Annotated in this window: 25 protein-coding genes; 19 read left to right on the top strand and 6 right to left on the bottom strand. The window is 72.8% G+C overall.

Annotated features, from left to right (window positions below; genetic code table 11):
- The first annotated feature begins 38 nt into the window (after positions 1-38).
- From J2Z33_RS04640 to J2Z33_RS04600, 9 genes are all read left to right on the top strand, one after another.
- Positions 39-824: a ThuA domain-containing protein gene (locus tag J2Z33_RS04640; protein WP_209838398.1), complete on the top strand. Its 786-nt coding sequence runs from the start codon at positions 39-41 to the stop codon at positions 822-824.
- Positions 821-1993: a Gfo/Idh/MocA family protein gene (locus tag J2Z33_RS04635; protein ID WP_342454128.1), complete on the top strand. Its 1173-nt coding sequence runs from the start codon at positions 821-823 to the stop codon at positions 1991-1993. Before J2Z33_RS04640 ends, J2Z33_RS04635 begins: the two co-directional genes overlap by 4 nt.
- A 58-nt stretch (positions 1994-2051) precedes the next feature.
- Complete coding sequence (locus tag J2Z33_RS04630) at positions 2052-3455, top strand: tetratricopeptide repeat protein (protein ID WP_342454127.1); 1404 nt, start codon at positions 2052-2054, stop codon at positions 3453-3455.
- On the top strand, positions 3452-3850 hold the full coding sequence (locus J2Z33_RS04625) for a DUF6165 family protein (RefSeq protein ID WP_209838396.1): 399 nt from the start codon (positions 3452-3454) through the stop codon (positions 3848-3850). Before J2Z33_RS04630 ends, J2Z33_RS04625 begins: the two co-directional genes overlap by 4 nt.
- A 134-nt stretch (positions 3851-3984) precedes the next feature.
- On the top strand, positions 3985-4836 hold the full coding sequence (locus tag J2Z33_RS04620; RefSeq protein WP_209838394.1) for a flagellar motor protein MotB: 852 nt from the start codon (positions 3985-3987) through the stop codon (positions 4834-4836).
- Positions 4837-4897: 61 nt separating this feature from the next.
- Positions 4898-6214: a flagellar hook protein FlgE gene (locus tag J2Z33_RS04615; protein WP_209838392.1), complete on the top strand. Its 1317-nt coding sequence runs from the start codon at positions 4898-4900 to the stop codon at positions 6212-6214.
- A 24-nt stretch (positions 6215-6238) separates the two neighbouring features.
- Complete coding sequence (flgK, locus tag J2Z33_RS04610) at positions 6239-7669, top strand: flagellar hook-associated protein FlgK (protein WP_209838390.1); 1431 nt, start codon at positions 6239-6241, stop codon at positions 7667-7669.
- Position 7670: 1 nt separating this feature from the next.
- A complete protein-coding gene (locus J2Z33_RS04605) occupies positions 7671-8666 on the top strand; it encodes a flagellin (RefSeq protein ID WP_209838388.1) in 996 nt (331 codons plus the stop codon).
- A gap of 56 nt (positions 8667-8722) precedes the next feature.
- Positions 8723-9763, top strand: a complete 1041-nt coding sequence (locus tag J2Z33_RS04600) for a flagellar basal body P-ring protein FlgI (protein ID WP_245218584.1) — start codon at positions 8723-8725, stop codon at positions 9761-9763.
- A 1246-nt stretch (positions 9764-11009) separates the two neighbouring features.
- Here the strand turns inward: J2Z33_RS04600 and fliP are convergent.
- Genes fliP through fliF form a run of 4 tightly spaced genes read right to left on the bottom strand, consistent with a single transcriptional unit; the run spans position 11010 to position 14244 of the window.
- Positions 11010-11810, bottom strand: a complete 801-nt coding sequence (gene fliP, locus J2Z33_RS04595) for a flagellar type III secretion system pore protein FliP (RefSeq protein ID WP_209838387.1) — start codon at positions 11808-11810, stop codon at positions 11010-11012.
- Positions 11807-12100, bottom strand: coding sequence for a FliM/FliN family flagellar motor switch protein (locus J2Z33_RS04590; RefSeq protein ID WP_209838386.1), 294 nt, complete (start codon positions 12098-12100; stop codon positions 11807-11809). The genes fliP and J2Z33_RS04590 overlap by 4 nt, the downstream gene beginning before the upstream one ends.
- Positions 12093-12671 (bottom strand): FliH/SctL family protein, encoded by a 579-nt coding sequence (locus J2Z33_RS04585; RefSeq protein ID WP_209838385.1) that lies wholly within the window; start codon positions 12669-12671, stop codon positions 12093-12095. The genes J2Z33_RS04590 and J2Z33_RS04585 overlap by 8 nt, the downstream gene beginning before the upstream one ends.
- 1 nt (position 12672) lies before the next feature.
- On the bottom strand, positions 12673-14244 hold the full coding sequence (gene fliF, locus J2Z33_RS04580) for a flagellar basal-body MS-ring/collar protein FliF (protein ID WP_209838384.1): 1572 nt from the start codon (positions 14242-14244) through the stop codon (positions 12673-12675).
- Positions 14245-14367: 123 nt separating this feature from the next.
- Between fliF and J2Z33_RS04575 the strand changes: the two genes are divergently transcribed.
- The 10 genes from J2Z33_RS04575 (at position 14368) to J2Z33_RS04530 (ending at position 24378) form a co-directional block, all read left to right on the top strand.
- Positions 14368-14868 (top strand): flagellar basal body-associated FliL family protein, encoded by a 501-nt coding sequence (locus tag J2Z33_RS04575; protein WP_209838383.1) that lies wholly within the window; start codon positions 14368-14370, stop codon positions 14866-14868.
- A gap of 19 nt (positions 14869-14887) precedes the next feature.
- Complete coding sequence (locus tag J2Z33_RS04570) at positions 14888-15259, top strand: hypothetical protein (protein ID WP_209838381.1); 372 nt, start codon at positions 14888-14890, stop codon at positions 15257-15259.
- Positions 15256-15834: a MotE family protein gene (locus tag J2Z33_RS04565; protein WP_209838379.1), complete on the top strand. Its 579-nt coding sequence runs from the start codon at positions 15256-15258 to the stop codon at positions 15832-15834. The genes J2Z33_RS04570 and J2Z33_RS04565 overlap by 4 nt, the downstream gene beginning before the upstream one ends.
- 72 nt (positions 15835-15906) lie before the next feature.
- Positions 15907-16773, top strand: a complete 867-nt coding sequence (gene motA / locus J2Z33_RS04560; protein WP_209838377.1) for a flagellar motor stator protein MotA — start codon at positions 15907-15909, stop codon at positions 16771-16773.
- Positions 16770-19085, top strand: coding sequence for a hypothetical protein (locus tag J2Z33_RS04555; RefSeq protein WP_209838375.1), 2316 nt, complete (start codon positions 16770-16772; stop codon positions 19083-19085). Before motA ends, J2Z33_RS04555 begins: the two co-directional genes overlap by 4 nt.
- A gap of 361 nt (positions 19086-19446) precedes the next feature.
- The gene (locus J2Z33_RS04550; protein ID WP_245218567.1) at positions 19447-20028 is read left to right on the top strand and encodes a lysozyme family protein; all 582 of its coding nucleotides are present in this window, start codon (positions 19447-19449) and stop codon (positions 20026-20028) included.
- Between the two features lie 3 nt (positions 20029-20031).
- A complete protein-coding gene (gene flhA / locus J2Z33_RS04545; RefSeq protein ID WP_209838374.1) occupies positions 20032-22116 on the top strand; it encodes a flagellar biosynthesis protein FlhA in 2085 nt (694 codons plus the stop codon).
- The gene (locus J2Z33_RS04540; protein ID WP_209838372.1) at positions 22113-22904 is read left to right on the top strand and encodes a flagellar biosynthetic protein FliR; all 792 of its coding nucleotides are present in this window, start codon (positions 22113-22115) and stop codon (positions 22902-22904) included. Before flhA ends, J2Z33_RS04540 begins: the two co-directional genes overlap by 4 nt.
- A complete protein-coding gene (locus tag J2Z33_RS04535) occupies positions 22901-23992 on the top strand; it encodes an EscU/YscU/HrcU family type III secretion system export apparatus switch protein (protein WP_209838370.1) in 1092 nt (363 codons plus the stop codon). The genes J2Z33_RS04540 and J2Z33_RS04535 overlap by 4 nt, the downstream gene beginning before the upstream one ends.
- Positions 23989-24378 carry a hypothetical protein gene (locus J2Z33_RS04530; protein WP_209838368.1) on the top strand — a complete coding sequence of 130 codons (390 nt, stop codon included), beginning with the start codon at positions 23989-23991 and terminating at the stop codon, positions 24376-24378. Before J2Z33_RS04535 ends, J2Z33_RS04530 begins: the two co-directional genes overlap by 4 nt.
- 185 nt (positions 24379-24563) lie before the next feature.
- Here J2Z33_RS04530 and J2Z33_RS04525 read toward each other — a convergent pair whose 3' ends face one another.
- Positions 24564-25136 carry a flagellar basal body-associated FliL family protein gene (locus tag J2Z33_RS04525; RefSeq protein WP_209838367.1) on the bottom strand — a complete coding sequence of 191 codons (573 nt, stop codon included), beginning with the start codon at positions 25134-25136 and terminating at the stop codon, positions 24564-24566.
- Positions 25137-25145: 9 nt separating this feature from the next.
- Positions 25146-25886, bottom strand: a complete 741-nt coding sequence (gene flgH / locus J2Z33_RS04520; RefSeq protein WP_209838364.1) for a flagellar basal body L-ring protein FlgH — start codon at positions 25884-25886, stop codon at positions 25146-25148.
- Positions 25887-25892 lie beyond the last annotated feature (6 nt).

Below are 25892 nucleotides of genomic sequence, written 5' to 3'. Positions count from 1 at the left end.
TGCAATTTCGCGCCGACCCTTCATCCGGGAGAGAACCCATGGCCATCCGCACCGTCGTCTGGGGCGAGAACGTCCACGAGCACAAGAACCGCCGCGTCGCGGAGGTCTACCCCCAGGGGATGCACCGGACGATCGCCGACGCGCTGAACGCGGACCCCGCCATCGAGGCCACCACCGCCACCCTCCAGGAGCCCGAGCACGGCCTTCCGGCCGAGCGGCTGGCGCGGACCGACGTGCTGCTCTGGTGGGGCCACGCCGCCCATGCCGAGGTCAAGGACGAGGTGGTGGAGCGCGTGGCCGAGGCCGTCTGGTCCGGCATGGGCCTCCTCGTCCTGCACTCGGGCCACTTCGCCAAGATCTTCAAGCGCCTGATGGGCGCGCCCTGCAACCTCACCTGGCGCGAGGCCGGGGAGCGCGAACGCCTCTGGGTCACGTCCCGCAACCACCCCATCGCGGCGGGCCTCCCCGACCACTTCGAGCTGCCGCACGAGGAGATGTATGGCGAGCCCTTCGGCGTCCCCGAGCCCCTTGAGACGGTGTTCGTGAGCTGGTTCCAGGGCGGCGAGGTCTTCCGCTCGGGCCTCACCTACAAGCGCGGCGCGGGGTCGGTCTTCTACTTCCGCCCCGGCCACGAGACCTATCCGACCTACCACGACGCCAACGTCCAGCTCGTGCTGAAGAACGCCGTCAAATGGGCCCACAACCCGGCCGCCCGCCTGTCCGACCCCACCAAGGCCCCCAACGTCCCCCACGACAAGGCGCTGGAGCCCTTCGAGAAATGGGGCGCGACGCTCCACGAGGCCGGCGAGGAGGGCTTCCGGTGAGCGACCCCCAATCCGGCACCCAGACGGGCACCTCCACCGCCCCCGCGACCCAGCCCGCCGACAGCGCCGTGATGGCCCCGGCCGAGGCCGCCCAGCCCGCCGCCCAGGCGGGCGAACGGCCCGTGCGCCTCCTGATCGTCGGCACCGGCGGCATGGCCCGCCAGCACGCCGAGAAGTTCGGCGCCATCCCCGGCGTGACGCTGGCCGCCGGCATCGACACCAACCCCGACCGCCTCGCGGCCTTCCAGGAGGCGCACGGCATCCCCCAGGGCTTCGCCTCCGTGCAGGAGGCGCTCGACTGGGGTGAGTTCGACGCCGTGACCAACGTCACCCCGGACGCCGTGCACTACATGACGACGCTGCCGTTCCTGTCGGCCGGCAAGCACGTCATGTGCGAGAAGCCCCTCGCCTCCAACTACGCCCACGCGGCCGAGATGGCGCAGGCCGCCTCCCTCGCCGGCGTGGTCAACATGGTGAACCTCACCTACCGCAACGTCCCCGCGATCAACGAGGCCGCCCGGCTGGTCTCCGAGGGCGCGATCGGCGAGGTGCGCCACTTCGAGGCCTCCTATCTCCAGTCCTGGCTGACCCAGCCCGCCTGGGGCGAATGGTCGACCTCCTCCACCTGGCTCTGGCGGCTGTCGAAATCGCACGGGAGCATGGGCGTCCTGGGCGACGTGGGCGTGCACATCCTCGACTTCGCCACCTTCGCGGCGGGATCGATCCCCACCAACGTCTCCTGCCGGCTGGCGACCTTCCCCAAGGCGCCGGACGACCGGATCGGCGAATATGTCCTCGACGCCAACGACTCGGCGGTCATGCACCTCCGCCTCGCCAACGGCGCGACCGGCGTCGTCCATGCCTCCCGCTTCGCCTCGGGCCACCTCAACGACCTGACGCTCAAGCTCTTCGGCACCAAGGGCGGCCTGGAGGTGCGCGGCAACAACGAGCTGAGCGAGCTGCGCGGCAGCCTCGGCGAGGATATGCTGTCCGGCACCTGGCGCGACCTGCCCAGCCCGCCCGTGCCCACCAACTACCAGCGCTTCATCGCCGCGATCCGCGCGGGCACCCCGGTCCTGCCGGACTTCGCGCGCGGCGCGGCGCTCCAGAAGGTGCTCGACCTCGCCGCCGCCTCCGACGAGGCGCGCTCGCTCGACATGGCGGTCTAAGCCTTTCCTTTCCCGCCGGTTTCGGCTTTCCTCTCCCCGTGAAAGGGGGGAGGACCGCGTGACCGTCCCGACCATCCCGGGGCCCGGGCCCGCGCCCGGCCTCGCCACCCTGCGCGACCGCGCCGTCGCCGCCCACCGCGCCGGCCGGCGCGCCGAGGCGCTGCCGCTCTACGCCGCCGCCCTGGCGCGCGCGCCGCGCGACGCCGGCCTCTGGACCAACCTCGGCGCCCTCCTGCGGGCCGAGAGCCGCCACGACCTAGCCCTCCAGGCGCAGGAGCGGGCCTTCGCCCTGCTCCCCGCCGACCCCGGCATCCGCAACAACCTCGCCAACATCCTCAACGACCTCGGCCAGCACGAGCGCAGCCTGTCGCTCCGCCGCGACCTCCTGAGCGATGCGCCCGACGACCCCAGCCACCCCGCCATGGCCGGCAAGGCGCTGCGCTCCCTCGGCCGCCTCGACGAAGGCATAGCCCTCCTCGACGACGCCCTCCGCCGCTTCCCCGACGACGCCGAGACGCAGGTCCAGCTCGCCCTGACCGAGCTTGCCGCCGCCCGCTACGCCGACGGCTTCCGCCACTACGCCGCCCGCTGGCGCACCGGGGAACTCACGCCCCGCCGGATCGACGCACCGAAATGGGACGGCGGCCCGCTCGACGGCCGAACGATCCTCGTCCTGCCCGAGCAGGGCTTCGGCGACGCCCTCTGCTTCGCGCGAGTCCTGCCCACCCTGCGCCGCTTCAACCCCGCCCGCGTGGCGCTGCTCGCGGAAGCGCCCCTCCTCCGTCTCATGCAGGGGGTCGACGGCGCAGACCACGTCGGCCCCGGAGCGCCGCCCGGCGGCTTCGACGTCTGGGTGGACATGATGGACCTGCCCACCCTCCACTTCGCCGCCACCGACACGATCCCCCCGCCCACGCGCCTGCACATCCCCGACGACTCGCGCGCCCGCGCCCGCGCCCTCACCGCCCCCGTCCGGGACCGTTTCAAGGTCGGCGTCGTCTGGTGCGGCTCCGTCACCTACCGCGGCAACGCCTTCCGCAGCTTCCCCCACACCGAGCTTCACGCGCTCCTCGACCTGCCCGGCCTGCAACTCGTCTCCCTCTACAAGGGCCCCGAGCTGGCCGCCTTCCAGGCCGACGGCACCTCCGCCTTCATCATCGACGCCGGTTCCGCCGACCGCGACTTCGCCGACTGCGCCGCCCTGATGGAGGAGATGGACCTGATCGTGACCTCCGACACCGTCACCGCCCACCTCGCCGGCAGCCTCGGCCGCCCGGTCTGGACGCTCCTCCACTGGGACGCCTTCTGGCTCTGGGGTCCCACCGGCGACGCGACCCCCTGGTATCCCTCCATGCGCCTCATCCGCCAATCCGCGCCCCGCGACTGGCCCGGCGTCCTCGCCCGCGTCCGCGCCGACCTCAAGGCCCTGCTCCGGGACCGAACCCAAGGCTCTCCCGCATGACCGACCTCCTCGCCCCCGTTTCCGCCGGAGAGCTCCTCGACAAGATCGCGATCCTCCGCATCAAGGCCGCGCGCATCCCCGATCCCGCCAAGCTCGCCAACATCCACAAGGAACTCGCCGCCCTCGAAGCCGTCGCCCGCGCCATCCCCCCCAGCCCGGCCCTGTCCGCGCTCGAAGCCGACCTCCGCGCCATCAACGAGCAGCTCTGGGACATCGAGGATGCGATCCGCGCCCGCGACGCAGCCGGCGACTTCGGCCCCGCCTTCGTCCGCCTCGCCCAGGCCGTCTACCGCACCAACGACCGCCGCGCCGCCCTCAAGCGCGCGATCAACCGCCTCACCGGCTCGGCGCTGGTGGAGGAGAAGTCCTACCACGCCCACGGCACGCCGCCCTGACCCTGCCCCATCCGCGGCGGAACCCGCGCCGCATTGCGGCATCCCCGCGACGTTTCGGGCGGATTCGATCCGTTAAGAAAACCTTGCCCACTCTTCCCCTATCCCGGTCGCGGGTGAGACGGGAGTGATCTACCATGAGCAAGGGGGCCGGCCTCGCGCCGATCATCATCAAGCGCAAGAAGGCCGGCGGCGGCGACGGCCACCACGGCGGCGCCTGGAAGGTGGCCTACGCCGACTTCGTGACGGCGATGATGGCCTTCTTCCTGCTGATGTGGCTGCTCAACGCCACGACGGAACAGCAGCGCAAGGGCCTCGCCGACTACTTCGCGCCCGACATCCCGCTGTCGCGGGTCTCGGGCGGCTCCGACGGGATGTTCGGCGGCGACTCGCCCACCTCCTCCGACGCCGCCCGGACCGAGGGCAAGACCGCCCCCGGCCTCGTCGGCGCCGCCGGCTTCCCCGGCCAGGGCGAATCCGAATCCGAGGCCGCCGACCGCGCCGCCGAGGTGGCGGCCCTCGTCAAGATCGAGGACGCGCTCCTCGGCCGCGGCGGCGAGAGCTTCATCTCCGAGGAGGCGCTCCAGCACGTCGTGACCCGCCTCACCGACGAGGGCCTCGTGGTCGAGATCTTCGCGACCCCCGGCGCGCCCATCTTCGACGCCTTCGACGAGCCTCTCCCCGCCACCTTCGAGATCGTGGGCACCGTCGCCCGGATGGCGGGCCTCGTCACCAACCCCGTCGCGGTGGCCGCGCACGTCCCCGCCGCGCCCGCGCTCCTGGCCCCCAGCCCGGCCTGGGACAGCTCGCTCGCCCGCGCCGACCGGACGCGCCGGATGCTCGGCGACCACGGCCTCCCGGCCGAGCGGATCGCCCGCGTCACCGGCCACGGCGACCGCTCGCCCGCCGTGGGCGACCCCACCGCCCCCCGCAACGACCGGCTGGAGATCACGCTGCTGCGCCGGGGCCGCGAAGGCGGGCTGCGTTAAGGGGATGTTAGGGCCGACATGATACGACTCGGGGGAACCGAAGCTGCACAAGGGCCCTCGCATGTCGATCTCGTCTTCCATGAACGCCGGCGTGGCCGGGCTCGCGGCCCAGTCCATGAGCATCTCCACCATCTCGGACAACATCGCCAACTCCTCGACCACCGGCTACAAGCGGGCGACGACCGACTTCGCGGCCATGGTGATCGGCGGCAACCAGTGGTCCTCCTACACCGCCGGCGGGGTGCGGGCGACCGCCCTCCGCAACGTCGCCGCGCAGGGGGCGCTGACCACGACCAGCAACTCGACCGACCTGGCGATCACCGGGCGCGGGATGCTCCCCGTGACCAGCATCACCGATGTCCGGGCCGGCAGCACGGACCTGCCCTTCCTGATGACGACGACCGGCTCCTTCAAGCCGGACGCCAACGGCTACCTGACGACCGCCACGGGCCATGTCCTGCTCGGCGTGCCGGTGGCCGACGATGGCGTCACGCCCGCCTTCCCCCGCACGACCTCGGCCTCCCTGGTCCCCGTGCGGATCCAGGCCAACCAGATCCAGGGCTCCCCCACCACGGAGATGTCGATCTCGGCCAACCTGCCCGCCGACGAGACGCTGCCCGAGGCCGACGGCGCCACCAAAACCATGTCCGCCACCTATTACGACAACCTGGGCGGCGCGCAGACGCTCGCCTTCACCTTCACGCCGACGGTGCCCGCCACCGGCACGGCGCGCTCCAACGCCTGGACCATGACGGTCACCGACAGCGCCCAGGGCGACGCGGTGGTCGGCACCTACGCGATGACCTTCACCGACACGAGCGTGAACAACGGCCGCATCGCGACCGTCGCCCGCGTCGGCACCGTGGGCGGGGCCTACGACGCGGCCACCGGCGCGCTCACCGTCACCACGGCCAGCGGCCCCATCGAGATCAACGTCGGCCAGCCGGGCGAGGCCGGGCGCTTCACCCAGTTCGCCGACGACTTCTCGCCCGGCAACACGACCAAGGACGGCGCCGCCGCTTCCAGCATGACGGGGGTGGAGGTGGACGCCAGCGGCTACGTCGTCGCCACCTACGGCGACGGCGACACCCGCCGCCTGTTCCAGATCCCCGTGGTGGACGTGCCCAACCCCAACGGCCTGACCGCGCTCTCCAGCCAGACCTACGCCCCGTCCGAGGCCTCGGGCGCCTTCATCCTCTGGGACGCGGGCTCCGGCCCCACGGGGGAGATCCAGGGCTACGCGCGCGAGGAATCGTCCGTCGATGTCGCCGAGGAGCTGACCCAGCTCATCCGCACCCAGCGGGCCTATTCCTCGAACGCCAAGATCATCCAGACCGTGGACGAGATGCTCCAGGAAACCACCAACCTCAAGCGCTGAACCTGACCGAAAGGGGTCCGTCCCATGAGCCTCAGCACCGCCTTCGGCAACGCCCTGTCCGGCCTCGGGGCCGCCTCCCGGATGTCCGAGGTGGTGGCGTCCAACCTCGCCAACGCCCTCACCGAAGGGTATGCGCGCCGCTCGGTGGAGCTGTCCTCCCTGTCGGTGGGCGGGCGCGGCATGGGCGTCCGCGTGGACGGCATCGCCCGCCACGTCAACACCGCCCTCCTGGCCGAACGCCGCAGCGCCGAGGGCACCCTCGCCGGCGACGCCGCCCTCGCGGGGGCGCTGCGGGGCCTCGAGGACGACCTCGGCTCGACCGACGCCGGCACCAGCCTCGCCGCCCGAATCCAGGCGGTCGAGGAGGCCCTGGTCTCGGCCTCGGCCGACCCGTCCTCCGACACGCGGCTGTCGCAGGTCATGGACAGCCTCGGGTCCATGGCCTCCACCCTCAACCAGGGCGCGGCGACCGTCCAGCAGCGGCGCGAGGAGGCGGATGCCTCCATCGCCACCCAGGTCGGCGACCTGAACGCCGCGCTCCAGGGCCTCGCGCAGCTCAACGTGGATATCGTCCGGGCCAGGGCCATCGGCGTCGATGCGGCGGGCCTGCTCGACCAGCAGGGGGTCCTCCTCGACAAGGTGGCGACCATGGTCCCCATCCGCCAGATGGAGCGGACGGGCGGCGCCATCGCCCTCATCACGCCGCAGGGCGCCACGCTCCTCGACGGCTCCCGCGCGGCCACGGTCGGCTTCGTCGCCTCGCCCACCATCACCGGCGCGATGGCCTATCCCGACAACCTCCAGGGCCTTACCCTGAACGGCAAGCCGGTCGGCGGCGACGACGGCGTGGGCGCCCTGTCCGGCGGCTCGCTCGGCGCCGCCTTCGTCCTGCGCGACGAGACGCTTCCCGCCGTGGCCGACACGCTGGACCTGCTCGCCCGCGACCTCCTCGACCGCTTCGCCGACGCCGATCCCACGCTGGGCGCGTCCGACGCGGGCCTCCTCACCGACGCGCAGGGCCCCGCCTCGGCCACGACCACCTCGGGCCTCGCCCGCCGCCTCGCCGTGAACACGGCGGCGGCCGGCGACCCGACCCTCCTGCGGGACGGCCTGGGCGCCTCCACCCCGGCCGATCCTGGCGATTCCACCCAGATCGGCCGCTGGATCGACGCCCTGGCCGAATCGCGGCCGCTGACCTCCGGCGGCAGCCCGGGCTCCTCCGCCGCCCTCGCGGCCGAGTTCGTGTCCGACATCGGCGCGAGGCGGCTCTCGGCCGAGCAGAAGGAGACCTATTCCAGCGCCCGCTGGTCCACCCTGCGCTCCTCCGAGCTCGCGGGCGGCGTGGACAGCGACCAGGAGGCGCAGATGCTCCTCCAGATCGAGAAGGCCTACGCCGCCAACGCGCGGGTCATCTCGGCCCTCGACAACATGATGCAGACCATCCTGGAGATCTGAGATGAGCGTCACGGGACTTGGCGATCGCGCGCAGCTCCTCCTCGGACTGCGCCAGAACACGGAGATCCGCACCCGCCTGGCGGCCCGCTCGCAGGAGCTGTCCACCGGCGTGGCCAGCGACATGGTGGCCCATCGCAAGGGCGACACCGCGCCCCTGGCCGACCTCGACCGGCGCGTGGCCCTGGCCAAGGCCTACGGCTCCGCCGCCAAGGAGGCCGCCACCCGTCTCGGCCTCGTGGACGAGGCCCTCGAACGGGTGGAGACGGCCCGCTCCGGCCTCTTCTCGGATCTCGTCACCGCCACCGCCGGCGGCAATCTCGGCACCGCCTCCGCCTCGGCCCGCTCGGCCTTCGCGACCATCGTCTCCGCCCTGAACACCCAGCTCGGCGACGACGGCCTCTTCGCCGGCACGGCCACGGGCGGCACCGCCCTGGCCAGCGCCGACGCGATGATGGCGGACATCCTGGCGACCATGGCCGGGGTGACCACGGCGGCCGGGGTCGAGGCCGGGCTCGACGACTGGTTCGCCGGCACCGGGGACGGCTTCGGCGCGGCCTACCAGGGCAGCGACGCCGACGCGCGCCGCGACATCGACGCGGACACCAGGGTCCGGATCGGGGTGCGCGCCGACGATCCGACCCTGCGGGGCCTGCTCAGGGCCGCCGCCCTGGGGGCCCTGGCCGCCGACGTCACGCTCGACCTGCCGGACGAGGAGGCGGGCGCCCTGATCGAGGGATCGCGCGACGCGCTCCTGTCCCTGTCCTCCCCGCTGACCGAGCTGCGGGCCGGCATCGGCCTGGGCCAGTCCCGCGTCGATCAGGCCATCGCGCGCCACGCCGCCAAGGCCTCGGCCTGGCAGATCCTGCGCAACGAGCTGGCCGAGGTCGATCCCTACGGGACCGCCTCCGAGGTCGAGGCGCTCCAGACCCAGCTCGAGACCCATTACGAGATGACGCAGCGCCTCTCCTCCCTCAGCCTGATGAGCTACCTGCGGTGATCGCCCGGACCCTCCTCGCGCTCCTCCTCTGCGGCCTCGCCGGGGCCGCCCCGGCAATGCCCATCCGCCTCAAGGATCTCGTCGAGTTCGACGGGATGCGGTCGAACGACCTCCTGGGCTACGGCCTCGTGGTCGGGCTGAACGGCACCGGCGACGGCCTCCGCAACTCCCCCTTCACCGAGGAGATGATGGCCAACATCCTCGAACGGCTGGGGGTCAACATCACGGGCGAGCAGTTCCGCCCGCGCAACGTCGCCGCCGTCCTCGTCACCGCCAAGCTCCCGCCCTTCGCGCGCGCCGGCAGCAGCATCGACGTGACCGTCTCGGCCATCGGCGACGCCGATTCGCTCCTTGGCGGGACGCTGGTGATGACGCCGCTCAACGCCGCCGACGGGGAGATCTACGCGGTCGCCCAGGGCACGATCATCGCCGGCGGCATCTCGGCCCGGGGCGAGGCGGCCTCGGTCACCCAGGGCGTGCCGACGGCCGGCACCATCCCCTCCGGCGCCACCGTGGAGCGGGAGGTCGATTTCGACTTCTCGACGCTGGGCACGCTGCGGCTCGCGCTCCGCAACCCCGACTTCACCACGGCGGCCCGGATCGAGAACGCGGTGAACCAGGACTTCGGCCGCGCGGTCGCCCTCATGCAGGACGCGGGCACGGTGTCGCTGGACATCGTCGCCACGGGCGAGGCCTCGGCCGCCCACGCGCTGGCGCGGCTCGAGAACATCCTCGTCGAGCCCGAGATCCGCGCCCGCGTGGTGGTGGACCAGCGCTCGGGCACCATCGTCATGGGCGAGGATGTCCGCGTGTCCCGCGTGGCCGTCAGCCAGGGCAACCTGACCCTGCGGATCGAGGAGGCGCCGCTGGCCGTGCAGCCGAACCCGTTCACGCCAGGCGACACCGTGGTCGTCCCGCGCAGCGAGGCCTCGATCACGCAGGAGCCGGGACGGCTGGCCGAGACGGGGGGTGGCGTTTCGCTCTCCGAGGTCGTGGCCGGCCTGAACGCCCTGGGGGTCGCGCCCCTGGACATGATCGACATCCTGAAGAGCATCAAAGCCGCCGGCGCGCTTCAGGCCGAGTTCCTGGTGCGATAGTCGCGAGGGGGATCCGGCCCTTCGGGGCCCGGCTCCGGCGCCCGGGCCACCTCGGGGCGAGCGGCCGACGCCGCGACACCGACGAGGGCCAGCCTGGAGGCGGGCGGCGTCCAGCAGGCCCCTGCCTGCGCCTGGGTTCCTGCTCGGCGTGGCCGCCTGTCGCCACGTCCGGCCTGAGAGCGAAGGGCAGAGGGCCGCGTTCATCGGCTGCGGGCCGAAGGAGCCGCCTTGGCCTCACATGACCACGGTCCCGGACCGGTGAACTGGAGGGACGCTCGGGCGGTTCGGCGACAGGACGGCGACGCGGAAGCAGGCGGCGAAACGGACCAGCCCGACTAGGGCCGCGCGAGGTTGCACCCGACATCCTACGGGCGCAAGCGGCGGTCATCGAGAGGCAGGACGAGGGCGAGCCGCCGTGCCCTGTCGGGGGAGGCCCGAGGCTGCTGGAACAACGTTCGAGCCGCAGCCTGCCCATCCCCCCGGCCAGCGGAACCGCCCTTGTCGGCGTGAGGCGCGGATCGCCCGGAGCCGGCTCCAGCCACGAAGCGGTCGCGCGACCTCGATCTGTCGTGCATCGCATTTCGGAATCCTTCCGTGAGGGGGACAGAGGGCGGTCCCAAGCCGCCCGAGCCGAGGCTCACGACACCCAACAGGCTCGTCCGATCTGGCTGCGGCAGGCGCGGGCGATCCGAGGGCCTTGGAGGCTTCGCGCAGATCGGCGGGCCGCTGTTGGAGGATCGACAGCGGACGGAAGCGTTGCCGCCAAGGCTCCAGCGCCACATCGCGCCGGCCCGTCCTTGCCGATCTCCGCCCCGAGCCGGACTGGGGGACCGCACGGAACGGATGCGGCATCGCCGGCCTTGGAAGGCGGGGAGCCCGAGATGTCTCCGGCACGGTCGATCGCGCCGCGCGCCGCGCCGCGTGCTGCCGTCGTGCCGGTCGGCCGTCACCCAGGCGTCGATGCGTGTCCCGCCGACCTCGCGCGTCGCGCCGTCCCTGGCCTCGGAGCCCCTCCACCCGGACCGTCCCTGGGTGGGCCGCATCGATGGCATCCCGCGCGAGGGCGTCTGGGTCCCGCAGTTCCGGGGCCGTCCTAGGCGATGCGGTGTCCAACGCGCCTCCAGGGATTCGGCGGTGCCCCGCCCGGCCTCGACGCGACCGAGTCCCCTGGCGCCCTCTGGATCCCGTGTTCCGGACAGCTTGCGTCGGGCCGCTCCAAGAGGAACCCCGGCCCTCTGTCCGGGCCTTAGCCGTAGCTGCGGACCAGGCTGCCGGCGATCAGGGTCCAACCGTTCGCGACGACGAAGAAGGCGAGCTTGAAGGGCAGGGCGACGATCGCGGGCGGCACCATCATCATGCCCATCGACATCAGCACCGCCGCCACGACCAGGTCGATGATCAGGAACGGCAGGTAGATCAGGAACCCGATCTGGAAGGCGCGGGTGATCTCGCTCAGGAGGAACGAGGGGACGAGGACGGACAGCGGCGCATCGACCGGCGCGGTCGCCGGGTCGTAGGCGGGGCGCAGCGCGGCGAGCGCGTCGTAGGTGTCCGCCGCCACCCGCCCCGCCATGAAGACGCGAAAGGGTTGCAGCGCGGTCAGGAACGCTGGCTCCAGGGGCAGGCTGCCGTCCAGGAACGGCCGGACGCCCGTCGCCCAGGCCTGGTCGAACACCGGCTGCATGATGAACCAGGTCAGGAACAGCGCCAGAGTGACGATCAGCATGTTGGGCGGCGCCTGCTGGAGGCCCAGCGCCTGCCGCAGGATCGACAGGACCGTCACGATGAACGGGAAGCAGGTCACCATGATGGCGAGGCCCGGCACCAGGCTCAGCACCGTCACCAGCGCGATGAGCTGGATCGACCGCGTGGCGAGCGAGCCGTCGCCGCCGAGGTCCAGGTTCAGCTCCTGCGCCCCGGCCGGCCCGGCCAAGGCGAGAAGGGCGACCAGGAGGCCTGGCCCGACCCTCCAGCCAGGGCCCGTCCGGTCCAGGAGCGCGGCGATCCGGCCGGCGCCGGCCCCGGCCGGATAGCGCGGCGGGGTCATGCGAGGTCGCCCCGGGGATGCGCCACCTCGGTCAGGCGCACGGCCAGTTGCCCGCCTTCGCCCCCCTCCAGCTCCTGGAGCTCGCCCCGGGCGATGAGCCGCTCGCCGATGTAGAGCTCCACCGGGTCGTCGATGCGGCGGTCCAGTGGCAGCACCGCCCCCGGCCCGAGGGCGAGGAGATCGCGCACCAGCGGCCGGGCGCGGCCGACCGAGATGGTGATCTCGACGGGGAGGGCGCGAAGGGGGTGGTCGGCCCCGAGGACCGGGGCGGCGAGGGTCGGGTCATCCATGGCGAAGCAATCCTGGGCTGGTGTCGATGAGGGCCGACAGCGCCTCGCGGATCGCGCCCAGGCAGGCGTCGATGTCGAGGTCGCTCTCGCGGTGAAGGGTGGAGAGCCGTGCCGCGTTCGGCCCCAGCGCGGGGTCGGGGCGCAGCGTCGCCGGCATCCCGGGCGGCAGGCAGGCCCGCACCGCCTCGATGCGATCCGGGTGCAGGTCCACGACGAGGGGCGCGGCGCTGTCGGCCCGCGCCGCGTCGAGCACCGCCTGGGCGATCCAGGGCCCCAGCGCCTCGGCGGCGAGCTGCGGCAGCAGCCGCTCGATCAGCAGCTCGACCAGCGGGCGCAGCGCGGCCAGGACCTGCCCCCTCGCCTCGGCATAGCCGAAGGCCATGTCCTGCAACCCCCGCGCGAGCTCGGCCGACAGGTGGGCCGATTCGGCCTCGGCCTCGGCGCGGCCCTGCGACAGGCCCTCCGCATGGCCGGCGGCAAAGCCCTCCCGCCACTCGGCCGAGGGGCCGGCGGGTTCCTCGGGGACCGGCTCGGGCGGGGCGGCGTCGAAGGATTCGAGCATCAGGCCCATGTCACGCCGTCTCCTGCGCCCGGCCCGCGCCCGGGACCTCGTCGATCCAGGACTGGAGGATCTGCGCCGTCTCGTCCTGCCGCTCCTCGATCAGGCGGCGGAGGCGGGCGGCCGGATCGACGATCTCCGCGTCCGCCACCTCGCCCGGGCCCCCGCCGAACCCGCCGAAGTCCCCCGCCAGCATCGGCGCGGTCATCGGCAACCCGATCCCCTCGAACGGCGGCAGGGCGGGGGGCAGCGGGACCATGTTCGCCTGCGCGCCCGACCGCAGCAGCGGCCGCACGACGAAGAGCCCCAGCACGATCGCCACCAGCGCCAGCAGCACGGGCCGCAGCAGCGACATCAGGTCGAAAGGCCGCCCCTCGGCGGGCGCGGCCTCGCTGCCCTCGGTCGCCAGCGGCTCGAAGGGCATCGACTTCACGGTCAGCACGTCGCCCCGCTCCGCGTCCACCCCGACGGCCGAGGACACGAGCTCGCCCAGCGCGGCCAGCTCCTCGGCGGGGCGGGGGCTGAAGGTCACCACCCCCTCCGCGTCGGTGGCGGGCACGTCGTTCACCAGCACCGCCACCGTCAGCCGCCGCACCGCGCCGGGCGCCCGCACCACCTCGCGCGAAGTCTCGGACACGTCGTAGTTGGTGACGGTGTGCGAGCTTTCCTCGGACGACGTCGGCCCGCCGCCCTGCGCCTCGCCGTCGGGCAGGTTCGAGGCGACCGTGACGCTGCCGCCGCCTTCGCCGCTCGACTTGCCCTCCTGGGCGTCGGTCGAGATCACGACCCGTCCCTCGGGATCGAGGCTCCGCTCGGTGATTCGCTCGCTCTCGGTCACCGCGTCGATCGAGACCTCCACGACGGCGTTGCCCGCGCCGACCCGCGCCTCCAGCAGCCGCTGGGCGCGCTGCGCCAGCTCCTCGGCGCGGGTGTCGGGGGCCTGGGCGTCCGTGCGCCCGGCCACGAGTCCCCGCTCCGCGTCGATCACCGCCACGTCCGCCGGGTCGAGGCCCGGCACCGCGGCGGCCACCAGATGGCGCAGGGCGTCGGCCTGGTCGGGGCCCAGCGCGCCGCTCCGCGTGGTGACGGTGACGGCGGCCGTGGGCGCGTCCTCGCGGCGGAAGGGCCGGCTCGCGCCCGCCGAGATGTGGACGCGGGCGCCGCGGATCGACGGCACCGCCAGGATGGTCCGCGCCAGCTCGCCCTCCTTCGCGCGCCAGTAGGCGGCGTCGAACATCTGCGAGGTCGTGCCGAAGCCCGACAGCGAATCGAGCAGCTCGTAGCCCTGCCCCGACGTTGCCGGCAGTCCCTCCGACGCCAGCGTCATCCGCTCCTGGTCGCGGGCCGATTCGGGCACCCAGATGGCGTCGCCCCGCACCTCGTAGGGGGTGCCGCGCGCCTCCAGGGCGGCCACGACCTCGCCGGCGGCGGCCGGATCGAGCCCCGCGTAGAGAAGGGCCATCGTGCCCGGCCCGGGGCCCCGGGCCAGGAAAAGAACGGCCGCGAACATCGCCAGGGTGGCGCCCACCACCACGAGGCGGCGACGCGCGTCGAGCTTGCCCCAGACCGAAACCACGCTTTCCAAGAGGGATCCTCCCTGCCAAGGCCGGGGCTTCTGCCCCACGCCACGACCATGCGGGATTCGGATTAAGAATTGGTTAGCTCCTGCCGGTTTATGGAGGGCCAAGCCCCCGACCGGAGAACCCGCATGACCGAAGCCGCCGCCACCGACCTCCCCGCCGAGGAGAAGCCCAAGAAGTCCAAGCTGCCGCTGATCCTCGGGGTCGTGCTCGCGGTCCTGGGCGGCGCGGGCGGCTTCATGGCCGTCAAGATGGGCCTCCTGGGCTCCCATGCTGAGGAGGAGCCCGCGCCCGAGGCGCTGGAGGAGGCCCAGCTCCCCGAGCTGGCGCCCGCCGCCTTCGTGGCCCTGCCGCCGCTGGTCGTGAACCTTCCGGGCGGCGACGGGCGGCGCTTCCTGCGATTCTCCGGCCAGCTCGAGGTCGCGCCCGAGCACGTGGAGGAGGTGACGACCCTGTCGCCGCGCGTGGTGGACGTGCTCAACGGCTACCTGCGGGCGCTGGAGCCCCGGGAGGTGGAGGACCCGACCGCCCTTCTCCGCATCCGCGCGCAGATGCTGCGGCGGGTTCAGGTCGTCGCCGGGGGGGACCGCGTGCGCGACCTCCTGGTGATGGAATTCGTGATCAACTGATTCGGACGAGGTGCGCGACATGGAGATCCTGGCCGAGCTGAGCGACATCCTCCTCGCCGCGGGGGCGATCGGCGCGGGGGTCTACTGCCTCGTGCTGTCGCGGCGCCTGCGCCGCTTCACCGATCTCGAAAGGGGGGTCGGCGGCGCCGTGGCCGTCCTGTCGGCGCAGGTCGATGACCTGTCCAAGACCCTGCGACGGGCCGAATCGGCCGCCAGGGACTCGGTGTCCAGCCTCGCGCAGGCCACCGACCGCGCCGAGGCCGCGGGCCAGCGGCTGGAGCTGCTGATGGCCTCGCTGCACGACCTGCCGCCGCCGGCTGAGGAGCAGGCCCGCGCCCCGATCGGCCCCGTCTTCGTCCGCGGCGCCGCCCCGGCGGGAGGGACGTCATGACCCGGCGCGCGTCGCAGGCCCCCGCGCGCCGCCGCGCGCCGCGCCGCGTGCTTCCCGTCGTGGCTGGGATGCTGTTCCTGTCGGCGCTGGTCCGGCTGGGCCCCGGCGCGGGCGAGGTCCTGGCCAGCGAGGGGACGGCCCCCGCCGAGGCCCCCTCCTCCCCCGCCGAGGCCCCGGACGAGCTTCTCGCCGCCTTCCGCGCGCGGGAGGAGCGGATCGCCGCCCGCGAGGCCGAGGTCGAGGCCCGGCTGCGCGAGATCGACCTCGCCCGGGCCGAGCTCCAGGCCCAGATCGCCACGCTCCAGGAGGCCGAGGCCCGCCTGTCCGCCACCCTGGCGCTGGCCGAGACCGCCGCGCGGGACGACCTCGCGCGGCTGTCCAAGGTCTACGAGGCGATGAAGCCCGCCGACGCCGCCGCGCTCTTCGCGGCGATGGACCCGGACTTCGCGGCCGGGTTCGTGGGCCTGATGAACCCCGAATCGGCCGCCGCCGTGATGACCAACCTCGAACCGGCGGCCGCCTACGCCATCAGCGCCGTCCTCGCGGGGCGCAACGCGCGCGCGCCGACGGATTAGGCGCGCGCGTTCCCGGTTTCTTAACCTTTTCGTGGGAGACTCGGGGGGTCACGGACAGGAAAGGAGGCTGGCATGATCGGAATCGTCGGAATCGTCATCATCTTCGTGATGGTGTTCGGCGGCTACACGCTGGCCGGGGGCAAGATCGGCATCATCCTGGGCTCGCTGCCCTTCGAGATGATGATGATCGGCGGCGCGGCCGTGGGCGCCTTCGTGATCTCCAACAACGGGGCCTCGATCAAGCACACGCTCAAGGACGTGGGCAAGGTCTTCAAGGGCCCCCGCTGGAAGCACGAGGACTACCGCGACCTCCTGTGCCTGCTCTTCGCGCTGATCCGGATCAGCCGCTCCAACCCCATCGCGCTGGAGGAGCACATCGAGAAGCCGCAGGAATCGGCGCTCTTCGGCAAGTATCCCCGCATCCTCGCCGACAAGGAGGCGGTGGCGCTGATCTGCGACACCCTGCGCGCCGGCAGCATGAACTACGACGACCCCCACCAGGTGGAGGAGATCCTCGACACCCGGATGGAGGCCGCGCAGCACCACGCGATGCATTCGACCCACGCGCTCCAGTCGGTGGCGGACGGCCTGCCGGCGCTGGGGATCGTCGCGGCGGTGCTGGGCGTCATCAAGACGATGGCGGCGATCGACCAGCCGCCCGAGGTGCTGGGCCACATGATCGGCGGCGCCCTCGTGGGGACGTTCCTGGGCGTGTTCCTCGCCTACGGCTTCGTCGGCCCCTTCGCCACCAAGCTCAAGACCGTGCTGGAGGAGGACGCGCACTTCCACCAGCTCATCCGGCAGGTGCTCGTGGCGAACCTCCACGCCCACGCGCCCAACATCTGCATCGAGGTCGGGCGGCAGGCGACCCCCGGCCACAACCGCCCCTCCTTCGCGGAGCTCGAGGAAGCCCTGAAGGCCACCAAGGAGGCCGCATGAGATCGCTGGCCCTGTCCGCGCTGCTGCTGGCCGCCGGTCCCGCCCTGGCCGAGACGGTGCCGATCCGGGGGGGGGAGCACGCCGAATACACCCGCCTCGTCGTCGGAGTGCCGGACGGCGCCATCTGGACCTTGGTCCCCGTGCCCGGCGGCTTCGAGCTGCGGATGCCGCCCGGGGCGAGCTACGACCTGTCGCGCGCCTTCGACAAGATCCCCCGCACCCGCGTCCGGGCCCTCGATGCCAGGGGCCTCGGGCGGCTCGGCCTGACGGTGGACTGCGATTGCCACGTCCAGACGCAGGCGCTGCGCGGGGTGGGGCTGGTCCTCGACGTGATCGACGGCCCCGGACCCCTGCGCCCGGGCGCGCCCTCGGCCCCGGCCGCCGGGCCGGGCCTCATTCCGCTCGTCGCCGAAGGGCGGGGCGGGGCGACGCTGCTCGCCCCGCCGCCCCCGCCCGCCGAGGCGGCCCCGGACCCCGAGGCCGTCGCCACCATGGAGCGCGTCGCCGAATCCGAGGAGGCGATCCTCGAAAGCTTCGCCGACGCCGCGTCGCAAGGCTTCCTCGACCTCGCTCCGACGGCGGACCTGCCCGAGCCGGTCCCGCCCGCCGGCCCGCCGATGCCCGAGCCGAGCGCCCGCGTGCTGGAGCCCGGACCGCCCCAGGACTTCCCGCGCCCGGCCGCGGATGCCGGCCCCGGGATCGCCTTCCGCACGGCGACGGACCGGCCCACGCGCCGCGCCGCGCTGGGCTCCAGGGGCACCGCCTGCCTGCCGGACGAGACCTTCGATCTCGCCGCCTGGACCGACGGCGTCGAGTTCGAGGCGGAGATCCCCCCGCGCCTGGCGCGGATCAGCGACGAGCGGGAGCGCTTCGATCCCGAGGCCATCGAGGACCTGGCGCGGGCCTATCTCGTCTTCGGCTTCGGCCGCGAGGCCCGCCAGACGCTCGGCCTCGACGGGGTCTCCTCCCGCGAGCGGGATCTCCTGACCTTCCTGGCCCGCCTGATCGACGGCGAGCCCGCCCCGGCGGACGTGCTGGAGGACCAGGCAGGCTGCACCGGTCCCGTCGCTCTCTGGCGCGCCCTGTCGCGCGGCTCGATCGACGCCACCGACGAGCGGGAGCGGACGGCCATGACCGTCGCGCTGCGGGCCCTGCCGGACCCGGCGCGCGCGCTCCTGGCCCCCCGGCTGGCCGATCTCTTCCTCACGGACGGCGCCCCCCACGAGGCGCAGGCCGTGGCCGACATGGCCGATGCCGAGGACCTGCCGACAGATGCCCAGTTGACCCAGGCCACCATCCTGAAGGAGACCGAGGGCCCCGAGCCGGCCCTGGCGGAGCTTCGGGAGCTGGCCGAGACCGATCCCCGCATGACGCCGGCGGGAATGGTGGACCTGATCGACCTGTCGATCCGGGAAGGGCGCGCCCTGTCCGAGGACGACCTGGAGCTGGCCCGGTCGTTGCGGTTCGAGCATGGGGGCGAGGACGGCCGCGCCCTCCTCCTTGCCGAGGCGCGGGCCCTGACCGCCGCCACGCGGTTCGACGAGGCCCTGTCGCTGCTCCTTCAGGAACGGCGCGTGCACCCCGGCCCCGACCTGGAGACCGGATTGGCGGCCGCGGTCCTGGCGCTGACGGACGGTCTGGAGGACGGGCCGTTCCTGGAGCTCGCCCTGGCCCGGCTCCCGGCGGACCTGCCGCCTCCGGCCGTCGGGGCCGTCGCGAATCGCCTGGAGGCGCTCGGCTTCCCGGACGAGGCGCGTCGGCTCGGCGGCCTCGACACGTCGAAGGATGCGGCCGCTTACGCCGAACCGATCCCGGCCGACCCCGCCGCGGGCCCGAGCCGGCTGCCGACCCTGCTGCCGCCGGACCCCCTCCTCGCGACGCCCGGATCGCGCAGCGCTGCCCCGGGCCTGCCGACCCTCCTGCCGCCCACCGCTGGGTCGCGGACGCTGGACGTTCCCTCCGAGGATCGCGCGCCTCCCAGGCCCGAGCCGCAAGCGGCGAATCTCCAGTCCGATGCAGGGCTGCCCCCGGCACTCCTGCCCGTCCAGCCGGCGGTCGGCCCGACGTCGAACGCCAGCCTCGAATCTGCCGCGGCCGCTGATTCCTCCTCGGCTACCGTGACGACGCTCATCCCGATGGCGAGCGATCCCGCCATCCCCAGCCTCCCCGCCAGTGCGATCACCCCGCCGCCCGGCACCACGTCCGACGGTCAAGCCACCATCAGCCTGACGCAGGGCCGGATCCTCCTCGAGCAGGCGCAGGCCTCGCGGGACCGGGCACTGGCGCTGCTCGGGCCGTCTCCTTCCCCCTGAGGAAGGGGGGTTAGGGAATTCTCAATCTCTTTGGCCGATACTTGGGGAGAGCAGCAGAAAGCCGCCAGCCATGACCGACTCGCCGCCCGACGCCGCCTCCGACCTGCCGGACGTCCCTCGACCTCTTGGCCCCACGCCCTTTTGGTCCATCGCCCGCCGCTCGCGCCGGCTTGCGGGAGAGGGGAGCGGCCCGGCCCGAGGCGGACGCGGTTCAGGAGCCACGTGCCGGGCCAGCGCTGTCGCCTCCATCGGGCGGCCATCGGCGATCCTCCTGGGCGCGCTCCTTGCGCTGGGTCTCGCCGGCTCGGCGCGGGCGGACGATTCGGACCTCTGCCTCCTAGCCGCGCAGGACGCAAGCCGGTTGTCCGGCGTCCCCCTGTCCGTGCTGATCGCCGTCACACTGACCGAGACCGGACGTGGTCGGGACGGGACGCGGCGTCCATGGCCCTGGACCGTCAACATGGAGGGCGAGGGGCACTGGTTCGCCACTCGGGACGAGGCGCTGGCCTTCGCGCAGGCCCGTCACGCCAGCGGCGCGGAAAGCTTCGACGTCGGCTGCTTCCAGATCAACTGGCTGTGGCACCACGAAAACTTCGTGTCCATCGACCAGATGTTCGACCCGTTGGCGAACGCCACCTACGCGGCGAGCTTCCTCAGGACGCTGGCCGAGGAAAAGGGCGGCTGGTCCGAGGCGGCGGGGGCCTTCCATTCCCGCACGCCCGACCTTGCTGCGAAATACAGGGCGCTGTTCGATGAGAACCTCGCGGTGGCCCAGGCCGCCGGCGTCGATGGCGGCGAACTCGCGGGGCCGTTCGCCGCCCAAGGCACGCTGCTGGCCGAGGGCAAGGGGCTGGGCGCGCCGCGCGTGAACACCTTCCCGCTCCTCAAGCCGGCGGGCGGGGCGCTGCGCCTGGGCTCCCTCGTCCCGCTCGGAGACGGTTGAGACATGCCCACGATCACGTTCTCCTCCCTGTTCCAGCCGCGCATCCTTCTCGCGCTCGGGCTCATGGCGGTCATCATCATGATGGTCCTGCCCATGCCGGCCTGGGTGCTGGACGTGGGCCTCGCGATGTCCTTCGCGCTCGCCATCCTGATCTTCACGGTGACCCTGTTCATCGAGCGTCCGCTGGACTTCTCGGCCTTCCCGTCGATCCTGCTCGCGTCGCTGATGCTGCGGCTGTCGCTCAACGTGTCCTCCACCAAGCTCATCATCGGACAGGGCCACACCGGCACCGACGCGGCCGGCCACGTGATCGAGGGCTTCGCGATGTTCGTGATGGGGGGGCAGGTCCTGCTGGGGATCGTGGTCTTCCTCGTGCTGCTGATCGTCAACTTCGTCGTCATCAACAAGGGTGCGGCCCGGATGGCCGAGGTGGGCGCGCGCTTCGCCCTGGACGCCATGCCGGGCAAGCAGCTCGCCATCGACGCCGACCTCGCCGCCGGCGCCATCACCCACGCCGAGGCCCGCGCCCGACGCGAGCGCGAGGCGCAGGAGACCACCTTCTTCGGCTCGCTCGACGGCGCGTCCAAGTTCGTCAAGGGCGACGCGGTGGCAGGGCTGCTCATCACGGCGCTCAACCTGCTCGTGGGGCTCGCCATGGGCGTCTTCGTCCACGGGATGCCGATCGGCAGTGCCCTGGAGACCTATGCGATCCTGACGGTGGGCGACGGGCTGGTGAGCCAGATCCCGGCCGTCATCATCGCCGTTGGCACGGCGCTCCTCCTGGCACGCGGCGGCTCCACGCAGACCACCGACGCCGCCATCATGGGCCAGCTCGGCCAGCACCCCGCCGCCATCGCCACCGTGGCGGCCGTGATGGGCGTCTTCGCCGTCGTGCCGGGGATGCCGTTCCTGCCGTTCATGGCCGGGACCCTCATCCTGGGCGGCGTGGCTTGGCGGCAGTTCCGCCGGCCCGCCGAGACCACGCCCAAGGGCGAGGCCGGAGCCTCGGCCGCTCCGGCGCCCAAGGCGTCCATGGGCGACCTGCTGGATCTGGACGATATCCACGTGGAGTTCGCGCCCGACCTCGTGGACATGGTCCTCGACCCGGCGACGGGACTCGACGTGCGGATCGCCAACATGCGGAACCACGTGGCCACCGCCTTCGGGGTTCTGCTGCCCGAGATCCGGCTCACCGACAACGCGGCGCTGCCCGCCGGCACCTACCGCGTGAAGGTCCAAGGGGTGGAGCAGGCCAAGGACGTGCTCCAGCCCGGGCGCGTCCTCGCGTTGCTGTCGGGCTTCGATGCCCCGGACCTCGACGGCCAGGACGTCAAGGAGCCCGTATATGGAGCCCCGGCCCGCTGGATCGGGCAGGGCGAGCAGGAGGCGGCGGCCTTGGCCGGGCTGACCACGGTCTGGCCCGCCGAGGTGCTGGCCACCCATCTGCTCGAGATCATCAAGCGCAACTTCGCCCGGCTGATGACGCTCAAGGCCCTGCGGCGCCTTCTCGACGAGATGGTGAACCTGTCCGATCCCGCACGGGCCGAGGCCAACCGCAAGATGCTGGACGAGCTCATCCCCGACCGGGTGCCGGTGGACCTGCTCCTGTCCGTTCTGCGCCTCCTGCTGGAGGAGCGGGTCTCGATCCGCAACCTGCCCCTGATCCTCGAGGCGGTGGCCGAGGCTCGCCCCTCGATGGGCACCGCCGAGGCCATCGCAGAGCACGTGCGCCAGCGCCTTGGCTTCCAGCTCGTGGCCGAGCTCCGGCGCGCGGACGGGACCATCCCCCTCGTGCAGCTCGCGCCGGAATGGGAGGAGATCTTCAGCACCTATCAGATCGGCGCCGACCGGGGCCCCTCCGACGTGGCCCTGCCGCCGGAGGAGTTCAACCGGCTGGCCGGTGCCGTGGCGGAGAAGGTGGCGCAGGCGGCCGAGCACGGGACCTTCCCGGCGCTGGTCACATCGACGCGGCGGCGGCGCTTTCTGCGAACGGTGCTGGCCGCCAAGGGCATCACCAACCCGGTCCTGTCCTTCGAGGAGATCGGAATCGACGCGCGCCCCGCCTTGGTGGGGCTCGTCCCGGCATGAGCCCGGAGCTGCTCGATACGCTGGGCCCGCTGCTGGGGTGGACGCGGGCGGGCCTCTGGCAGGCCTTCGTGGTCTTCCTGCGGGTCGGGGCCATGCTCGCCGCCGTGCCCCTGTTCGGCGAGGCGACGATCCCCATGCGCGTCCGGCTAGGCCTCGGACTCGCCTTCACGCTGGTCGTGCTGCCGACCCAGGCCGCCACCCTGCCATCCGCCGGCTCGCCGGCCCGGCTCCTCCTCCTCGTGCTGGGCGAGGCGGCCATAGGCCTCGCCTTCGGGCTCATGCTGCGGCTCTTCGTGCTGGCGCTGCAGACGGCCGGGGCCATGGCCGCGCAGTCCACCTCGCTGTCCCAGCTCTTCGGCTCCGGCCCGGGGGGCGAGCCGTCGCCGGCCATGACTCACCTCCTGGTGATCGGCGGCCTCGCGTTGGCCGCGATCCTGGGGCTGCACGTGCAGGTGGCCGCCTACATGGTCCAGAGCTACGAGCTGGTCCCGGCCGGCGCGGCGCTCGATCCCGGGATGCTGCTCGAGGCCGGCCTCGGGGAGGTCGGGCGCAGCTTCGCGCTCGCCTTCTCGCTGGCCGCGCCCTTCGTGACGGCGGCGCTGCTCTACAACGTCGCGATGGGTGTCATCAACCGGGCGATGCCGCAACTGTCTATCACCTTCATCGGCGCGCCCGCTCTGACGGCGGGGGGCCTGCTCCTCTTTCTCGTCGCCGCGCCGGTCATGCTGGCCGTCTGGGCCGAGGCCTTCGGCGCCTTCATGGGCGATCCCTTCGGGGGCTCCCCATGAGCGCCGAGGGCGGGGACGAGAGCGAAAAGAGTTTCGAACCCACGCAACGACGGCTCGACGAGGCGCGCAAGCGCGGCGAGATCCCCCAGTCCAACGACCTCGTGACCGCCGCGGCCTACGGAGGCTTCGTCCTGGCGGTGTCGGCCTTCGGCGCCGGATCGCTCCTTGCGATGGGCGCCACGCTCGGGACGTTCCTGGCGCAGGCCGATCCGCTGGCCGCGCAGGCCTTCGCGGGCAGCCCGCACCCGATCTGGGCGGCGGCGCTGGGCCAGGCCGTGAGCGCGTTCTGGCCCTGGTTCGTCCTGCCGGCGGGGGCCTCGCTCCTGTGCCTCCTCGCGCAGCAGGGGCTGGTGGTCGCGCCCGACCGGCTCGCGCCCAAGCTGTCCCGCATCTCGCCCCTGGCCGTGGCCGGGCAGAAGTTCGGGCTCCACGGCCTCGTGGAGTTCGCCAAGGGACTTATCAAGGTGGCCCTTTACGGGACGGTGCTGGGCCTGGGGCTGGTCGAGGCCACGCCCCGGCTGGTCGGCACGGTGCGCGAAGCGCCGCCGCAGGCGGTGCTGCTCATGTTCGAGATCGCCCTGGCTCTGCTTGGCAAGGTCGCGGCTGTCGCCGTCGTCCTGGGCATCGGCGACCTGCTCTGGCAACGGCTGTCCTTCCAGAAGCGGCTGATGATGAGCCGCCAGGAGATGACCGAGGAGACCAAGGACAGCGAGGGCGACCCCCATGTCAAGCAGCAGCGCCGCCAGAGGGGCATGAGCATCGCCATGAACCGGATGCTGAACGACGTGCCCGAGGCGTCGGTCGTCGTCGTCAACCCGACCCACTACGCCGTCGCGCTGAAATGGGACCGCGCCCGGGGCGGCGCGCCGGTCTGCGTCGCCAAGGGCGTGGACGAGATGGCCGCCCGCATCCGCGAGCGGGCGATGGCCGCCGGCGTTCCGATCCGGCGCGATCCGCCCACGGCGCGCGCCATCTACGCCAGCGTCGAGATTGGCCAGGAGGTCGCGCGCCCCGAATGGCGGGCCGTCGCCGCGGCGATCCGATTCGCCGAACGGCTGCGCGCCAAGGCCCAGGAGGGCAGCCGATGACGGCGAAGGACCTGACCGCCCTGGCCGGGGTCGCGGCGATGGCCTGCGACGCCGCCGAGGCGCGGCTCGCGCGGCTGCGCCAGGAGGAGACGGAACTGCGTCGCCAGATCGGCGCGCTGGATTCGGCCCGCCGGGCCCGTGCCGCCGAGGCTCTGGCCACCGACGTCGCGCTTCGCGCCGGGGCGGACCTGCGCTGGGAAGGATGGATCGAGGGCCGGTCCGCCGCTCTCGGCGCGGAGCTCGCCCGCCTGCGCGCCCGGATCGAGGTCGCCCGCGACGATCTCGCCCGCGCCTTCGGCCGCCGCACGGCCATAGAGACCTTGGCAGAGGACGTCCGTCGCGACAGGGCCGCCCGCCGTCTCAGGTTCGAGGAACGGAACTCCTGAACCCGCGCCTTGCGTCGGAGCCGCCCGTGAGGCGCGCGGCTGCTCGCCCGGTCCTGGCAGCCGCGACCCGCCGCTCGCGAGCCCAAGACGGCAAGTGGCAGGCCAACGCGAAGCTCAGGGCCGCCGCGATCCGGCCCGTGAAGCCGCCCGATCCCGGAGGATGAAAGCCCAGGGTCGGGCCGTCCTCACTTGTCCTGACGCACCAGGTCCAAGATCAGCACATCGGTAACGAGCTCGCCAACGGCGTCCTGCGCCCCTCGGACAAGCGCCGAGCGCAGCCCCCTCATGGCCGAGGAGGCGGTGTAGAGGCCGTCGAAGCCCCCGGTGTTGGCATGGTCGAAGAGAACCTGCAGGAAGGCGTCCCGCAGCTTGGGCTCGAGCGCCAGCGTCGTCTCCTGCTTGCCGGGCGGCACCTCGAGCGACAGCGACATCAGCACCAGCGCCTCGACCCGCCCCTCGTTCAGCAGCGGCACCACGAACTGGTTGTTGAGCTTGACGTAGTCGTGGGTGGGCAGCCCATCCTCGCCGGTCGCCGCCTCGCCGTCCTCGGCCGGCTCGCCCTCCGCGTGCTCCCCTTCAGCGATGGCGTGCTCCTCCTCGCCCGGCACGACGGCCTCTCCTCCGGGGGGGACGCCGCAAGGGTTGGCCAGCTCGGCGGTCGGCTCCTCGACGGGGGCCGGCGCGAGCATCAGGCCAGCGCCGACGCCGCCCCCCAGGCCGAGGAGCAGCAGGACGAGAGGGATCAGGAGACGTTTCATGTCGGGACCTCAGAAGGGCAGGACGCGGTCGAGCACCTGCGTGCCCACGCGCGGCTGCTGGACATCGGTGATCTGCCCGCGCCCGCCATAGGAGATGCGTGCCTGGGCGATCTTGTCGTAGGTGACCTCGTTCTGGCGGGTGATGTCCGTCGGGCGCACGAAACCCGTCACGAGAAGCTCGCGCAGCTCGTTGTTGACCCGGACCTCTTGGCTGCCGCCGATGGCGAGGACGCCGTTCGGCAGGACCTCGGTCACTGTGGCGGCGATGCGAAGCTCGAGCTGCTCGGCGCGCTTGACCGTGCCCTGGCCGCTGAAGCTGTTCTGCGAGGTCAGGTCCACCGCCGGCGATAGTCCGGCCCCGCCCGGGAGATCGCCATTCACGGATTCGGGCAGGCCGAACAGGGCGTCCACCCCTAGCGACTCCGAGTTCGACCGGCCCCGGTCGGTGGAGTTGTTGATCTGGGCCGAGTCGTCGATCTCGATCACCACGGTCAGGATATCGCCGCGCGACACCGCGCGGTTGTCGCCCAAAAGCGATCCGCGCGCGCCGGTCCAGAGCGAGGCCGAGCCCGCCGCGCCGGAGGCCGGCAGGGCCGTCATCGCGGCCGGAAGGGCGAGAGGGTCGCGCATCGCTGCCTCTTCGTCCGGGATTGGGTAGTCGGCCGGCGTGAAGGCGGGAGGCCGTCCGATGGGCGCGGTGCCGCAGGCGGCGAGCAGGAGAAGCAGCGGGAGCGCGCGGGGAGGGGTCATGCGAGG

Source organism: Rubellimicrobium aerolatum (assembly GCF_017872975.1).
GTDB lineage: Bacteria > Pseudomonadota > Alphaproteobacteria > Rhodobacterales > Rhodobacteraceae > Rubellimicrobium > Rubellimicrobium aerolatum.
This window is presented reverse-complemented; position numbering and strand designations above follow the sequence as displayed.